Here is a 15,420-nt window from a genome sequence, read left to right as displayed (position 1 = left end):
TCAAAGTTATTTTTTGCATCCCAATTAATAGAAATAAAAATAGAAATGAAGAATTTTTTCGATGCTAATTTCTTGTTTTCAAAGGAAGTTATATCCAATCATTGCTAGAAAAGATTCATATATATGTAAAGAAATAAATAATTACTATTGTCATAGTGGAAATAAACTTTTTTCTTGACTTTTTATATGAAGGAGAGCAGAATGGTAAAAAAGGAAGGGGGGATGATGATGGAAGAGTACGTATTAGAGCTGTATAACCTGTTATATACGACAGAATGGCAAGACATTGTTTCGTTTCTTGGGATATTATTTTGCATGAAAATTGTAATTGTATATATGGAAGAGCAAGGTATGTTCTATTCCTTCTCATCCCCGTCGGATTTGCAACGTGAGCCGTTGCAAAACTATGCCAATGTAAATTACGAACAATTTCCTTTTGTTATATTCTTTATGATTCGTTTTATAACGGCGATTGTGAAGAAGAAGGAAAGTGATGAAGAAGAATGCCATCCAACTTGTTATGTAGCCAACGCTTTTTAAGCTAAATACAAGGAGGAGATTTATATGTGGTTTCGATTTCTTATGATTGGTTTCTTTTCATTAACAGCAATTTCATTAATGGGATATCAAGTGTCTGAAATATATCAAGCGTATAGCAATACGTTTTTTAATAAAAACTAATCGCATTGCTATTTGAATAATAAAGCGATAAAATCCTTCTTAAGAAGTATTGTTAAGAAGGATTTTTTCTTTGCCCTGTCTTACTGTGTCAAACTATTGTCACATTTACACCGTGAATAATATGTTAAAATAGTGAGGTTAATTATACATATTTGAAAGAAGAGGAGTGACCAATTTGGTGGATCAATCAACAAATCAGAAAAGCTATGCTCCTATTGTGATAACGCTTTCTGTAATTGTAAACGCGATTATTTTATTTTTGTTCTTTGGACCTGTTGGCTATGAAGGAGAATTACATTTTGATGTAACTATCTTACCAATGTTAAATGCAATTTTTAATAGTTTTACGTTTGTATTTTTATTAGCAGCTTTATTCTCTATTATTAAAAAGAATGTAAAAATGCACCGTGGTTTTATTCTTGCAGCATTTACAACAACTTTGCTATTTTGTGTTTCCTATTTATCGTATCATTACTTGGCGCCAGCTACACATTTTGGTGGAGAAGGATTCATTAAATATGTGTATTTCATCATTTTAATTACACATATTATCCTTGCGGCGATTATTGTGCCACTTGCATTGTTCGCACTTGTATTTGGTTTTACAAATCAATTAACACGTCATCGTAAAATTGTACGTTGGACGATGCCGATTTGGTTATATGTAAGTTTATCTGGTGTTATTGTTTACTTAATGATCTCACCTTATTATCAATAAAAAGTCTCAGCCTTATAGGCTGGGATTTTTTTGTTAAGCAAATATTTTTGTGAAATGAGAAAAATATGGTATACAAAAGTATAGTTGCTTTTTATATGGAAGGGATGGTAAAGGTATATGCAAAATTTTGTATTTCGTAATCCAACGAAACTTATTTTCGGTAAAGGACAGTTAGAACAGTTGAAAACCGAGATTCCACAGTTTGGTAAAAAAGTTCTTCTCGTATATGGAGGAGGAAGTATTAAAAGAAACGGTATTTATGGTAATGTAATTTCTATTTTAAAAGATATAAATGCGGAAGTATTTGAATTGACAGGTGTTGAACCGAATCCTCGTTTATCAACTGTAAAGAAAGGGATTCAAATTTGTAAAGATAATAATGTTGAATTTATTTTAGCGGTTGGTGGAGGAAGTGTAATCGACTGTACGAAAGCAATTGCAGCTGGTAGTAAGTACGATGGAGATGTATGGGACATTGTAACGAAAAAAGCATTTGCTAGTGATGCGTTACCATTTGGTACTGTTCTTACTCTTGCCGCGACAGGCTCTGAAATGAATGCAGGATCTGTAATTACAAACTGGGAAACGAATGAAAAGTACGGATGGGGCAGTGCGGTTACTTTCCCACAGTTTTCAATCTTAGATCCAGTTCATACTGCGTCTGTACCGAAAGATCAAACAATTTACGGTATGGTAGATATTATGTCACACGTATTAGAACAATATTTCCATCATGGAACAAATACAGAACTACAAGATCGTTATTGTGAATCTGTTTTAAGAACAGTAATTGAAACAGCTCCTAAGCTGTTAAATGATCTAGAAAATTATGAGCATAGGGAAACAATTTTATATTGCGGAACGATGGCATTAAATGGAATTTTAGCGATGGGAGTAAAAGGAGACTGGGCAACTCATAATATTGAGCATGCAGTTTCCGCTGTTCATGATATACCGCATGGGGGCGGTTTAGCAATTTTATTCCCAAATTGGATGAAACATGTTCTAGATGAAAATGTGAATCGTTTTAAACAATTTGCTGTGCGTGTGTTCAATATAGAAACGGAAGGAAAAGCGGATAAAGAGATTGCGCTAGAAGGAATTGAGGCACTGCGTCAATTCTGGACTTCAATTGAAGCACCAGTAAGACTGGCTGATTACGGTATTGGGGAAAATGAAATTGACTTAATGGCGGATAAAGCAATGGCTTATGGTGAATTTGGTAACTTTAAAATATTAAATAAAGATGATGTTCTAAATATATATAAAGCTTCTCTATAAGTGGATCGAAAGAAGAAACCTATTTGATTATTGGATCAAATAGGTTTCTTTGTTATTTATAAACGCTTTTGGATGTTTGTGATTATTTTTGATTGTTTTTGGTTGATTTTTGTGATCGTTTTCATTATACTGTAATCAAAGAAGAGGTGAAGAAAATGTTAACTCCTGAACGTCATCAAATGATATTGCAACTTGTAAAAGAACAGAAGGTTGTTAAATTACAGCAATTAGTCGAAAGAACAGAAAGCTCTGAATCGACAATTCGTCGTGATTTAGCGCAATTGGAAAAACAAAGGTTATTAAAAAGAGTTCATGGTGGTGCCTCTGTTTTAACAGGAAAAGGACAGGAACCAACGATGGTTGAAAAATCATCCAAAAACATTCATATAAAACAACAAATTGCCAAGTATGCGGCTGGCATTGTTGAACAAGGTGATTGCATTTATTTAGATGCAGGAAGTACAACATTTGAAATGATTCCATTTTTAATAAATAAAGATGTTACTGTCGTAACAAATGGGCTTATGCATATTGAAGCTTTAGTCGAAAATAATATTCGTGCATATTTACTAGGCGGGATGATGAAGAGTAGGACGAAAGCTTTAATCGGTGCTATGGCGCAGGAAAGTATGCAGAAATATCGTTTTGATAAATGTTTTTTAGGAGCGAATGGTGTACATGAACAGCTTGGTTTTACAACGCCAGATCCAGAGGAGGCGCTCTTGAAGCAAATGGCATTAACATTAGCAAATGAAGGATATTTCTTAATTGATGAAAGTAAGTTTTCAGAAGTTGCATTTGCAAAAATTGCAAATGTTGAAGATGCAAGTATTATTACAAACCATTTAGAAATTGATTTAGAAAAATATAGAAGACAAACAAATGTGATTGAGGCTGATAAACAATGATCTATACAGTTACTTTAAACCCATCTATTGATTATGTAGTGCAAGTTAATTCTTTCAATTTAGGAACAGTAAATCGAGCAGGGAAAGATATGAAGTTTCCTGGGGGAAAAGGGATTAATGTTTCTCGTGTTCTACATCGTTTAGGTGTTGAAAATGTAGCGCTTGGATTTACTGGTGGATTTACTGGTCAATTTATTAAAGATGTATTACAGACGGAAGGTGTAACAACAAACTTCGTCCAAGTAGACGGAGATTCTCGAATTAATGTGAAAATAAAAGGGCAAGAAGAAACGGAATTAAATGGGCAAGGTCCTATTGTGACAAATGAGCAATTCGAGCAATTAATGAAACAAATTGAAAGTATGCAACCCGGAGATTGTGTTGTATTAGCTGGAAGTGTACCAGCTTCTATTTCGACTACCTTTTATGAATCAATCGCAGCGTTTGGAGCAGAAAAAGGTATTCGTGTAGTAGTAGATGCGAGTGGTAGTGCGCTGCAGCATGTAATTAAAAATAAACCATTTTTAATAAAACCGAATCATCATGAACTTAGTGAGTTGTTTGGAGTACGGCTTTCAACAGTAGAAGACATTTTACCGTATGGAAGAAAGTTAATTGAACAAGGTGTAGGACATGTCATCGTTTCAATGGCAGGAGATGGAGCTTTATTATTTACAGCAGACGGTATATATGAAGCAACTGTTCCGAAAGGTGTCGTTATTAATTCGGTTGGGGCAGGAGATTCCCTCGTTGCTGGATTTGTAGGTAAATATGAACAGACAAAAGATATTGAAAAAGCATTTCAATATGGTGTTGCAACAGGGAGTGCAACAGCATTTTCAGCAGATTTATGTGAAAAGGAAAAAGTAGAAGAATTATTGTCGCAAGTAATTGTAGCTAAGCGATAGGGGGAAACAGCATATGAAAATTACAGAACTATTAAAAAGGGATACAGTCATTATGAATTTGACAGCTTCAAATAAAGAAGCTGTCATAGATGAATTAGTTGAGAAATTAAACGGGGCAAATCGTTTAAATAGTAAAGACGAATTTAAAGAAGCTATTTTAAAGCGGGAGTCTCAAAGTACGACTGGAATTGGGGAAGGTATTGCAATACCTCATGCGAAGACGAAGGCTGTTAAACAACCATCGATTTGTTTCGGTAGAAGTGTAAGCGGTATCAACTACGAATCGCTGGACGGACAGCATGCACATTTATTCTTTATGATTGCTGCGAGTGAAGGGGCGAATAATACTCATTTAGAAACATTGTCCCGTCTTTCTACATTATTAATGGATGAAGGGTTTCGCAAGCAATTATTAGAAGCGAAGGATGAAGCTGAACTTCTGCGCTTATTTGATGAAAAAGAGAATGAAAAAGAGAATGAAAAAGAAGAAGAGATTGAAGTCGCAAAACCAGAAGGGAATGGACCGTACGTACTAGCTGTTACAGCTTGCCCAACTGGAATCGCTCACACATATATGGCGGCGGATAGCTTAAAAGCAAAAGCGGCAGAGTTAGGAATAGCGATTAAAGTTGAAACAAACGGATCAACAGGTATTAAAAACGGTTTAACGAAAGAGGATATTGAACGTGCAACAGCTATTATTGTTGCGGCAGATAAACAAGTAGAAATGAATCGTTTTGCTGGTAAACATGTCATTCAAGTGCCAGTTGCTGATGGGATTAGAAAAACGGAAAATCTGCTTAAACGAGCTGTCAAACAAGATGCACCAATCTTTAAAGGTGTAAAAGAGGACGGGAAATCAGAAAGTATTGAGAGAGAAAAAGGATTAGGAATTTATAAGCATTTAATGAGCGGTGTAAGTAATATGCTTCCATTCGTTGTTGGTGGCGGGATTTTAATAGCGCTAGCGTTTTCGTTTGGTGGTATAAAGGCGGAAGGTCCTTTAGCTGAATTGTTCATGTCAATTGGAGGAGGAAAAACAGGTGCGTTTTTATTCCTTGTACCAATTTTAGCTGGATTTATTGCAAGTTCTATTGCTGATCGTCCTGGTTTTATGCCCGGTGTTGTAGGTGGATTTTTAGCGGCGAATGCGAATGCTGGATTTTTGGGTGGATTAATTGCTGGTTTCTTAGCTGGATATGTTGTTTTAGGGTTGAAAAGATTATTTTCAGGACTACCAGTACAATTAGAAGGAATTAAACCTGTTTTGTTATATCCAGTCTTTGGATTATTGATTACAGGAGTTGTAATGCAAAAAGTAGTAATTCCGCCTGTAGTAGCATTAAATGAAATGTTGACAGGGTGGTTAAATGGTTTAAACGGTACGAATGCTATATTACTAGGTCTTATTTTAGGTGGTATGATGGCAATTGATATGGGTGGTCCAATTAATAAAGCGGCATTTACGTTTGGTATTGCTGCAATAGAAGCACAGAATTTTGGAGTGCACTCAGCAGTTATGGCTGGTGGTATGGTACCGCCACTTGCGATTGCATTTGCAACTACATTCTTTAAATCAAAGTTTACAGAAGCGGAACGTAAATCTGGTTTAACAAATTATATTATGGGAGCATCGTTCATCACAGAAGGTGCGATTCCGTTTGCAGTTGCAGATCCGGTTCGAGTAATCGTAAGTTGTGTTGTTGGTTCAAGTATTGCAGGTGCGTTATCTATGTTATTCCAAATTACATTACCGGCACCGCATGGTGGATTGTTTGTTATCGCATTAGTGAATAAACCATTGCTATATATTTTCTCTATATTAATTGGGACGATTGTTTCAGCTATTATGATAGGTGTTTGGAAGAAAAAAGTTAAATAAAGGATAAAAAAGGGACAGCTAATAGGAGTTGTTCCTTTTTCATTACAAAAAAGTAATTTAATAATTGGATTATGATGGAATTTGGTAAAAGATGTAATGAAAAGTGATTTTTTTGTAACAAAACAGTAATACTGTAATTTTTTCTGGAAAAAAATTCTTATACTAATGTGCGAGAAATATATGAAAACTATTGCTAATTTTGGTAGAAATACAATTCTTTAATATGGAAATTTATGTTACAAATCATTAATCGTTTATTACGAATGCTTTGTAATTGTGTGATTTTCGAAATTCTGCAAAAAACTGTTGCTATAATGAGAACACGAAAACAAAGCAAATGGAGGCTATTCATGAAAAAATTATTAGGTATAGCAACAGCAGCAGTTTTTGGTCTTGGGATTTTTGCGGGTTCTGCGAAAGCAGAAACGATTGTAACAACAGATGTATTAAATGTTAGAGAAAACCCAACTGTAGAGTCAAAGCTTGTAGGTAAAATGTTAAGTGGAAATAAATTAGATGTTATAAATACAGAAAACGGATGGTCCAAAATTAAATTAGATGGAAAAGAAGCGTTTGTAAGTGCTGAGTTTACGAAAAGTACGTATTATGTAACAGCAAGCGTATTAAACGTTCGTGCTGGAGCGAATACTGATTCAGAAATTCTTGGCACGCTTAAAAAAGATGACTTGATTGAAACGACAAATCAAGTACAAAACGAATGGTTACAATTCGAATATGGTGGGAAAGCGGCGTATGTTCACGTACCATTTTTAACAGGTACAGCACCTGTTATTGAAAGAAAAGAAGTTTCAGCTCAAGGTGAAGCACCAACTAAGGAGAAAACGGCGGTTAAAAATAATACGGCAGTTAAGGGGAAAACTCCGGCTAAAAATGATACGGCAGTTAACGGAAAAGAATCTGTTAAAAGTGGAGAATCAAGTAAACCAGTAGCTCAAGCGAAGCCGGTAGCTAAACCAGTGGCGAAATCTACTGAAACAAGTGCACCTGCTGGTGGTCGTGAAATAACAGTAGAGGCGACAGCTTACACAGCTAATCCGAGTGAAAATGGTACATATGGTGGTCGTGTGTTAACTGCGATGGGGCATGATTTAACGGCGAATCCAAATATGAAAGTTATTGCTGTTGATCCGAAAGTAATTCCTCTTGGATCAAAAGTATGGGTGGAAGGATATGGAGAAGCAATTGCTGGAGATACTGGTGGCGCGATTAAAGGAAACCGTATTGATGTTTTAGTCGGTTCAGATAGCACTGCTGATAGTTGGGGGCGTAAATCAGTTAAAGTGAAAGTTATAAAATAGTTTATTAAAATAAAAAACGGCTGCTTGAAAATGTCTAAGCGGCCGCTTTTTTTATATAAGAATTATTGAAAAGGGTAAATTGTTTTACCTGTAATAATTTTATACGCCGTGCAAAATTGAGTTTGCATATACTCTGTATTTTTACTTTCTGGATGTAACGCTGTTTCTTGAAGAGTAGAATGAAAGGAACGTAGTAAACAATTTAGTGCGAAGTATAATTCTTCTTGTGAACAATTTTGTTCTTTTGTAGCGGTAGCTAAAATAAGGTCTTTTATTAATAATGGAAAATCAATAGTCGCTTGTTTCATATTCATTGCACCCTCTCCGAGCTATTTTTATCATGTATATGCAGAATTGGACAAGCTATGCTCTTTTTTTATGTATAATTTCATGTACTGAATTGAAAGAACTTGCAATCATACCATTAAAATTGGTAAGATTGGGTATAATGTTAGATGGAGTATAATACATAAAGAGAGTTGAGTTATATGGGAGAAGTGCAACGCGAAAAAGTTGCTGTCATCATTGGACCAACTGCTGTCGGAAAGACGAAATTAAGTATCGATCTTGCAAAAGCGTTGAATGGTGAGATTATTAGTGGTGATTCGATGCAAATTTATCGTACGATGGATATCGGGACTGCAAAGGTGACGACAGATGAGATGGACGGAATTCCGCATTATATGATTGATATAAAAGATCCGGAAGATTCATTTTCTGTGGCGGAATTTCAAGAACGTGTCCGTAAGTGCATTCGAGAAATTACAGAGCGCGGGAAATTACCAATTATTGTTGGTGGAACCGGTCTATATATACAATCTGTTCTATTCGATTACCAGTTTACAGATGAGGCTGGGGACGCTACATACCGAGAACAGATGGAAAAGTTAGCATTAGAACGCGGTGTGGAATATGTACATAAAAAGTTGCAAGAAGTAGATCCAGAAAGTGCGGAGCGTATTCATGCTAATAATGTAAGGCGTGTTATTCGGGCGTTAGAAATTTTTCACACGACGGGTGAAAAAATGAGTAACCAGCTCGAAAAACAAGAAAATGAGTTACTGTACGATGTTTCATTAATTGGCTTGACAATGGATCGAGAAATGCTATACGATCGCATTAACTTACGTGTTAACCTAATGATTGAACAAGGTTTATTAGAAGAAGTAAAAGGTCTACATGAAAGAGGAGTGCGAGATTGTCAATCTATTCAAGCGATTGGTTATAAAGAGATATATGATTATTTTGAGAATCGTGTATCTTTAGAAGAAGCGGTATCACAATTAAAGACGAATTCACGCCGTTACGCAAAACGTCAATTAACGTGGTTCCGTAATAAGATGGATGTCGCGTGGTTCGATGTTACTGATGGTGAAAAAACGTCAGAAATTTTACGATACATAGAAGGAAAGCTACAACTAAAGTCGAATAATAGTAAGTAGAGAAAAAGAGGAGGATTCGACATGAAGCAATCAATCAATATTCAAGATCAGTTTTTAAATCAACTCCGCAAAGAGAATACGTTCGTTACGCTGTACTTATTAAATGGTTTTCAGCTTCGTGGATTAATTAAAGGATTTGATAATTTTACAGTCCTGCTGGAAACAGAAGGTAAGCAACAGCTTATTTATAAACATGCAATTTCTACATTTGTGCCACAAAAAAATGTTTCAATTGAATTAGAGTAGTAATGAATTATTGTACATAACAAAAAAAGAGCGAGTTTCTCGCTCTTTTTTTATTTGTCATAAACAATAAATAGTGGAATTTAAGCGATTCTAAATACAGTAAGTCGGATGTTAGTGTTGCCTGTTTCGGGAATTGTGATTTCGCTAAGGGTAGATTTGACAGAAATATTTGTACCAGCTGCTAACGTTTCAATTGTAGTAAATGAAAGTGAGTCGCCTATTAGATTTGAAGAGAAGTTGTCAGTTGCGACTGCTCCATTTATTGAAATTCCTACTCCGAGCGGAGCACATCCTGGTGCAGTTGTAGAGATGGATACGCTAATTACATAAATACCAGCATTGATAACAGTAACTGTATCTGTGCCGTTGAAGGTAATATTATTTGCGTTAAATACTTTATGAAAAATGAAGTTGCTAAATTGGAGTACAGTTTGTTGAATGTTGTTTGTTACAACAATTGTTGCTACTGGGAAGCCAGTTCCAGTAGGTCCAGTTGGTCCTGTAACGCCAATGCCTGTAGCCCCAGTATTGCCTTGAGGTCCCTGAGCGCCAGTAGCGCCTTGAGGCCCTTGAGCACCAGTATTGCCTTGAGGCCCTTGAGCACCAGTATTGCCTTGAGGTCCCTGAGCACCAGTATTGCCTTGAGGCCCTTGAGCACCAGTATTGCCTTGAGGTCCCTGAGCACCAGTATTGCCTTGAGGTCCCTGAGCGCCAGTATTGCCTTGAGGTCCTTGAGCGCCAGTATTGCCTTGAGGTCCCTGAGCGCCAGTAGCACCCGCTGGTCCTTGGGCGCCGGTATTACCTTGAGGTCCCTGAGCGCCAGTAGCACCTGCTGGTCCTTGAGCACCAGTATTCCCTCGAGGCCCTTGAGCACCAGTAGAACCCGCTGGTCCTTGAGCGCCAGTAGCGCCTGCTGGTCCTTGAGCACCAGTATTGCCTTGAGGTCCTTGAGCACCAGTATTGCCTTGAGGTCCTTGAGCGCCAGTATTGCCTTGAGGTCCCTGAGCGCCAGTAGCACCCGCTGGTCCTTGAGCGCCGGTATTACCTTGAGGCCCTTGAGCGCCAGTAGCGCCTGCTGGTCCTTGAGCGCCGGTGTTGCCTTGAGGTCCCGTAGGTCCAGTGGCACCACCCGCCGGTCCTTGAGGTCCCGTAGATCCGGTAACCCTGATGCCAGTAGCACCTACTGGTCCTTGAGCACCAGTAGTTGCCTTGAGGTCCCTGAGCGCCAGTATTGCCTTGAGGTCCCTGAGCGCCAGTATTGCCTTGAGGTCCCTGAGCGCCAGTATTGCCTTGAGGCCCTTGAGCGCCGGTATTGCCTTGAGGTCCTTGAGCGCCGGTATTACCTTGAGGTCCCTGAGCACCAGTAGAACCCGCTGGTCCTTGAGCACCGGTATTGCCTTGAGGCCCTTGAGCGCCAGTAGCGCCTGCTGGTCCTTGAGCGCCGGTATTGCCTTGAGGTCCCGTAGGTCCAGTGGCACCACCCGCCGGTCCTTGAGGTCCTGTAGATCCGGTAACCCCGATGCCAGTAGCACCTACTGGTCCTTGAGCACCGGTATTGCCTTGAGGTCCCTGAGCGCCAGTATTGCCTTGAGGTCCCTGAGCGCCAGTATTGCCTTGAGGCCCTTGAGCGCCGGTATTGCCTTGAGGTCCTTGAGGCGCCGGTATTGCAGCCTTGAGGTCCCTGAGCACCAGTAGAACCCGCTGGTCCTTGAGCACCGGTATTGCCTTGAGGTCCCTGAGCGCCAGTAGCGCCCGCTGGTCCTTGAGCGCCGGTGTACGCTTGAGGTCCCTGGAGCGCCAGTAGCGCCCGCTGGTCCTTGAGCGCCGGTATTACCTTGAGGTCCCTGAGCGCCAGTAGCGCCCGCTGGTCCTTGAGCGCCGGTATTACCTCGAGGTCCCTGAGCGCCAGTAGCGCCCGCTGGTCCTTGAGCACCAGTATTCCCTCGAGGCCCTCGAGGTCCCTGAGCGCCGGTATTGCCTGCTGGTCCTTGAGCGCCAGTATTGCCTTGAGGTCCCTGAGCACCAGTATTGCCTGCTGGTCCTTGAGCACCGGTATTGCCTTGAGGCCCTCGAGCACCAGTATTGCCTTGAGGTCCTTGAGCACCAGTGTTGCCTTGAGGTCCCTGAGCGCCAGTAGCGCCTGCTGGTCCTTGGGCACCAGTGATTGCCTTGAGGTCCTTGAGCGCCAGTGGAACCTGCTGGTCCTTGAGCACCAGTATTGCCTTGAGGCCCTTGAGCACCAGTAGCGCCTGCTGGTCCTTGAGCGCCAGTATTGCCTTGAGGCCCTCGAGCACCAGTATTGCCTTGAGGTCCTTGAGCACCAGTGTTGCCTTGAGGTCCCTGAGCGCCAGTAGCGCCTGCTGGTCCTTGGGCACCAGTATTGCCTTGAGGCCCTCGAGCACCAGTATTGCCTTGAGGTCCTTGAGCACCAGTGTTGCCTTGAGGTCCCTGAGCGCCAGTAGCGCCTGCTGGTCCTTGGGCACCAGTATTGCCTTGAGGTCCTTGAGCGCCAGTAGAACCTGCTGGTCCTTGAGCACCAGTATTACCTTGAGGTCCCTGAGCTCCGGTAGCACCCGCTGGTCCTTGGGCGCCAGTATTGCCTTGAGGTCCCTGAGCTCCGGTAGCACCCGCTGGTCCTTGGGCGCCAGTATTGCCTTGAGGTCCCTGAGAACCAGTAGCGCCTGCTGGTCCTTGAGCACCAGTATTGCCTTGAGGCCCTTGAGCACCAGTAGAACCAGTAGAACCCGCTGGTCCTTGAGCGCCAGTATTGCCTTGAGGTCCCTGAGCGCCAGTAGCGCCTGCTGGTCCTTGGGCACCAGTATTGCCTGCTGGTCCTTGGGCACCAGTATTGCCTTGAGGTCCTTGAGCGCCAGTGTTGCCTTGAGGTCCTTGAGCACCAGTATTACCTTGAGGCCCTTGAGCACCAGTATTGCCTTGAGGTCCTTGAGCGCCAGTATTGCCTTGAGGTCCCTGAGCTCCGGTAGAACCTACTGGTCCTTGAGTGCCAGTATTGCCTTGAGGTCCCTGAGCGCCAGTAGCGCCTGCTGGTCCTTGGGCACCAGTATTGCCTTGAGGCCCTTGAGCGCCAGTATTGCCTTGAGGTCCTTGAGCACCAGTAGCGCCTGCTGGTCCCTGAGCGCCAGTATTGCCTTGAGGTCCCTGAGCACCAGTAGCGCCTGCTGGTCCCTGAGCGCCAGTATTGCCTGCTGGTCCCTGAGCTCCGGTAGGTCCGGTAGCCCCTCTGCCGAAAGAAGCTGAATTAACTAGGGTGGTTTGTAGTTCGGCTATTAGTTTAAGAAGTTCTTGGAGTGTGCAAGGGTCAATTCGGAATAGTTTTGTAATGTATAGTAAGTAATTAATTAGGACTTGAAGTTCAATAAATACAGCACTTGCTACGAAGGTCGGATTTTTTAATATAGTTATTAAGTTTTTGATAATGGCTAATCCTTGTGCTTTCAGAGCGGAAGTAGTGTCTAGTGAACAGATGAATTTGCTTAGTAGCTGCAATGTATCTATTAGATCCTCTATGTTTTTTTGGGATGGATTGGCGAAAAGTTTAGGGATTATTTTTATTAAATCGTTAATGATTGCGCGGAATGTTCTAATTTGGGCTTTAGTAATTGGAATCGTTGGGGTAGTTGGAATTCGTCCAGCACTAGTTGGAAAGCATGGATTGGAGTATTTATTCTGATTGTCGTTAAAGCGAGACATTAAATCTCTCCTTTCTAATAAGAGTGTGAACAAAACTCATCATAGTAGATGCAGAGAATAGTTAAATGGTCATAGTAAAATTGATTGTTTCGAGAAAAAATAAAAAAACGCCTGATTATAGGGCGTTTTTTTTATTTTCAACATATTGATAATATCGTTTTAGTGAAATTTTTGATTTGAAGCCAATTAATTTTATGATCTCTGGCTCTGGGGTTTGTTTTTTTATTAGGCGTAAAATAAACGTGTTCCGGAAATGTTGTCCAGAAATGCCTTTACGTAAATTCGCTCTTGCTACTTCAAGTCGGATCATTTTTTGAATAGCGATTTCTGTTAGTGCTTTTGGTGCGTCGTTTTCATATACCCATCTGTAAGTTCCGCGGTTAAAATCGAATGCAACAAACAACGGGTCATTACTATGGTATTTAGGACGAACTGGTTCTGGAATACTTTTATAATATGTGTACAGTTGTTTTTTGTCTTCGGTTGCTAATGTGATTGTTCTTTCTACTCCTGCGGTTGCTGGAATAGAAAGTGTATTAGTTTCAAAATGAACGTGATGCATAGTTAATGCTGTAAGTTCCTGTAAGGATAGTCCGTAGTCGATTAATAGACTTAAAATGGCGATATTACGATCCATTAGTAATGGACGAACAGGACGTTGTTTTTCTGAAAGTCCTTCTAATGAAGTGACTATATGCTTTAATCTTTTTTCTTCATCGGATGAAATGAAATCTTCATTACGCAGTGCGCGGTTTGGTTGAATAGTAATTTCCATATTCTTTAATGGATTTGGAATGTTAAGAAAATGATGCATTCTATTTAATACAATAAATACACGATGCATTGTTTTTTCTGAGTAGTGTCGATTCTTTTTTAAGTCTGAAAAGTAATCTTCATAGTCTTTTGTACAAAGTGTTGCCCATATATTACTGGAAGGGAGCTTTTTGTTTTTTTCTAACCAATGTCCAAAATCTTCAATGTCATAAACATAACGTTTAATGGTTGAAGACTTTCGGCCTTTATTCAATAAAAAAATAGAAAAGGCTTGTATTGTATCATGGAATTCCGTTGTTTCCATAGTCCCACCACCTTAATTATTTCTTATATTATAGCAAACTTTTCTGAAAATAGGCATTTGCAAGAGGGACTGGAATAATAATATGTGGTGAGTGGATAAAGTGAAACTTTAATCAGTGGGGATTCTGTTCATCCCCCGCTGATTATTAGTTGAACCAATCGGGCATTTGCGGGCAGTTATCTCCCGCCTAACTTCCTTGCATTTGCTGAATTTTAAGGTGGGGCTCTTACTGCCCGCAAATAGCGGGATAAAATGAGGTGATTGTATGGAACAATCGATGCGTAAGAAAAATAACAATCAAATTAATATTGTATTAAACCATCGAAAGAAAATTTCGTTACCGGCATCAGAAAATAAAACGGTAATTTCAAGTGAAACGACTACTAAACATGAGATGTTGCAGAGAATTGAAGAAGAGATGGGAAAACTTGTTGGGATGGATGATATAAAAAAGATAATAAAAGAAATTTATGCTTGGATTTATGTAAATAAAAAAAGGCAAGAGGTGGGGTTGAAGTCTGAGAAGCAAGTGCTTCACATGTTATTTAGGGGGAATCCCGGTACTGGGAAGACAACCGTTGCTAGAATGATAGGGAAATTGTTGTTTGAGATGAATATTTTATCGAAGGGGCATTTAGTTGAAGCTGAACGTGCTGATCTTGTAGGTGAGTATATCGGTCATACAGCACAAAAGACAAGAGATTTAATAAAGAAGGCTATGGGAGGGATTTTGTTTATTGATGAGGCGTATTCATTAGCGCGGGGTGGAGAGAAGGATTTTGGGAAGGAAGCTATTGATACACTTGTGAAGCATATGGAAGATAAGCAGCACGGTTTTGTATTAATTTTAGCTGGATATTCAAGAGAGATGAATCATTTTCTTTCGTTAAATCCAGGATTACAATCTCGTTTTCCGTTTATTATTGAATTTGCGGATTACTCGGTAAATCAGTTGTTGGAAATTGGAAAGAGAATGTATGAAGAGCGTGAATATCAGTTGTCGAAAGAAGCAGAGTGGAAATTTAGAGATCATTTACACGCGGTAAAGTATTCGTCACAAATTACATCGTTTAGTAATGGGCGATACGTACGGAATATTGTTGAAAAGTCAATTCGCACACAAGCTATGCGATTGTTACAAGAGGATACGTATGATAAATATGATTTAATTGGGATATCAAGTATGGATTTGATGCTTGAAGAGGAGACGCACAGTACGTAAACTGTGCGTCTGTTTTTTTGATGT

12 protein-coding genes and 1 pseudogene are annotated in these 15,420 nt (G+C 39.9%); 10 read left to right on the top strand and 3 right to left on the bottom strand.

The genetic code is table 11. From position 1 onward, the window contains the following. Positions 1-201: 201 nt before the first annotated feature. From QUF93_RS19735 to entD, 7 genes are all read left to right on the top strand, one after another. The gene (locus QUF93_RS19735; RefSeq protein ID WP_128281296.1) at positions 202-540 is read left to right on the top strand and encodes a hypothetical protein; all 339 of its coding nucleotides are present in this window, start codon (positions 202-204) and stop codon (positions 538-540) included. Between the two features lie 316 nt (positions 541-856). Then, entirely contained in the window at positions 857-1,399 is a 543-nt protein-coding gene (locus tag QUF93_RS19730; protein WP_002121568.1) for a DUF420 domain-containing protein, read from the top strand. A 117-nt stretch (positions 1,400-1,516) separates the two neighbouring features. Next, on the top strand, positions 1,517-2,680 hold the full coding sequence (locus QUF93_RS19725; RefSeq protein WP_289359957.1) for an iron-containing alcohol dehydrogenase: 1,164 nt from the start codon (positions 1,517-1,519) through the stop codon (positions 2,678-2,680). A 155-nt stretch (positions 2,681-2,835) separates the two neighbouring features. After that, positions 2,836-3,588, top strand: a complete 753-nt coding sequence (locus QUF93_RS19720; protein ID WP_002121563.1) for a DeoR/GlpR family DNA-binding transcription regulator — start codon at positions 2,836-2,838, stop codon at positions 3,586-3,588. Continuing rightward, the gene (gene pfkB / locus QUF93_RS19715; RefSeq protein WP_289359956.1) at positions 3,585-4,496 is read left to right on the top strand and encodes a 1-phosphofructokinase; all 912 of its coding nucleotides are present in this window, start codon (positions 3,585-3,587) and stop codon (positions 4,494-4,496) included. The genes QUF93_RS19720 and pfkB overlap by 4 nt, the downstream gene beginning before the upstream one ends. 13 nt (positions 4,497-4,509) lie before the next feature. Then, the gene (locus QUF93_RS19710) at positions 4,510-6,378 is read left to right on the top strand and encodes a PTS fructose transporter subunit IIABC (protein ID WP_289359955.1); all 1,869 of its coding nucleotides are present in this window, start codon (positions 4,510-4,512) and stop codon (positions 6,376-6,378) included. A 350-nt stretch (positions 6,379-6,728) separates the two neighbouring features. Beyond that, positions 6,729-7,697 carry a cell wall-binding protein EntD gene (entD, locus tag QUF93_RS19705; protein WP_289359954.1) on the top strand — a complete coding sequence of 323 codons (969 nt, stop codon included), beginning with the start codon at positions 6,729-6,731 and terminating at the stop codon, positions 7,695-7,697. A 62-nt stretch (positions 7,698-7,759) separates the two neighbouring features. Here entD and QUF93_RS19700 read toward each other — a convergent pair whose 3' ends face one another. Beyond that, entirely contained in the window at positions 7,760-8,005 is a 246-nt protein-coding gene (locus QUF93_RS19700) for a hypothetical protein (RefSeq protein WP_033711949.1), read from the bottom strand. Between the two features lie 180 nt (positions 8,006-8,185). On the opposite strand from QUF93_RS19700, the gene miaA reads away from it, so the two are divergent. Both miaA and hfq read left to right on the top strand, forming a co-directional pair. Next, positions 8,186-9,139 carry a tRNA (adenosine(37)-N6)-dimethylallyltransferase MiaA gene (miaA, locus tag QUF93_RS19695; RefSeq protein ID WP_002121553.1) on the top strand — a complete coding sequence of 318 codons (954 nt, stop codon included), beginning with the start codon at positions 8,186-8,188 and terminating at the stop codon, positions 9,137-9,139. Between the two features lie 21 nt (positions 9,140-9,160). After that, complete coding sequence (hfq, locus tag QUF93_RS19690; protein ID WP_000813896.1) at positions 9,161-9,385, top strand: RNA chaperone Hfq; 225 nt, start codon at positions 9,161-9,163, stop codon at positions 9,383-9,385. Positions 9,386-9,465: 80 nt separating this feature from the next. Here hfq and QUF93_RS19685 read toward each other — a convergent pair. Then, positions 9,466-13,096: pseudogene (locus tag QUF93_RS19685) on the bottom strand (Gly-Xaa-Xaa repeat protein). Between the two features lie 115 nt (positions 13,097-13,211). Then, on the bottom strand, positions 13,212-14,174 hold the full coding sequence (locus tag QUF93_RS19680) for a tyrosine-type recombinase/integrase (protein WP_289359953.1): 963 nt from the start codon (positions 14,172-14,174) through the stop codon (positions 13,212-13,214). Positions 14,175-14,439: 265 nt separating this feature from the next. Here QUF93_RS19680 and spoVK point away from each other — a divergent pair, with 265 nt between their 5' ends. Beyond that, positions 14,440-15,396, top strand: coding sequence for a stage V sporulation protein K (gene spoVK, locus QUF93_RS19675; RefSeq protein ID WP_002111259.1), 957 nt, complete (start codon positions 14,440-14,442; stop codon positions 15,394-15,396). Positions 15,397-15,420 lie beyond the last annotated feature (24 nt).

Origin of the sequence: Bacillus hominis (assembly GCF_030348325.1) — a bacterium.
GTDB lineage: Bacteria > Bacillota > Bacilli > Bacillales > Bacillaceae_G > Bacillus_A > Bacillus_A hominis.
The sequence above is the reverse complement of the archived record's forward strand: the minus strand, read 5'-3'. Positions and strand labels throughout refer to the sequence as shown.

Bases quoted from the DNA above. Each gene is read 5' to 3' on its own strand.
- QUF93_RS19720 (WP_002121563.1), top strand. From the start codon at position 2,836: ATGTTAACTCCTGAACGTCATCAAATGATATTGCAACTTGTAAAAGAA.
- spoVK (WP_002111259.1), top strand. From the start codon at position 14,440: ATGGAACAATCGATGCGTAAGAAAAATAACAATCAAATTAATATTGTA.
- entD (WP_289359954.1), top strand. From the start codon at position 6,729: ATGAAAAAATTATTAGGTATAGCAACAGCAGCAGTTTTTGGTCTTGGG.
- QUF93_RS19680 (WP_289359953.1), bottom strand. From the start codon at position 14,174: ATGGAAACAACGGAATTCCATGATACAATACAAGCCTTTTCTATTTTT.
- miaA (WP_002121553.1), top strand. From the start codon at position 8,186: ATGGGAGAAGTGCAACGCGAAAAAGTTGCTGTCATCATTGGACCAACT.
- QUF93_RS19710 (WP_289359955.1), top strand. From the start codon at position 4,510: ATGAAAATTACAGAACTATTAAAAAGGGATACAGTCATTATGAATTTG.
- hfq (WP_000813896.1), top strand. From the start codon at position 9,161: ATGAAGCAATCAATCAATATTCAAGATCAGTTTTTAAATCAACTCCGC.
- QUF93_RS19725 (WP_289359957.1), top strand. From the start codon at position 1,517: ATGCAAAATTTTGTATTTCGTAATCCAACGAAACTTATTTTCGGTAAA.
- pfkB (WP_289359956.1), top strand. From the start codon at position 3,585: ATGATCTATACAGTTACTTTAAACCCATCTATTGATTATGTAGTGCAA.
- QUF93_RS19735 (WP_128281296.1), top strand. From the start codon at position 202: ATGGTAAAAAAGGAAGGGGGGATGATGATGGAAGAGTACGTATTAGAG.
- QUF93_RS19700 (WP_033711949.1), bottom strand. From the start codon at position 8,005: ATGAAACAAGCGACTATTGATTTTCCATTATTAATAAAAGACCTTATT.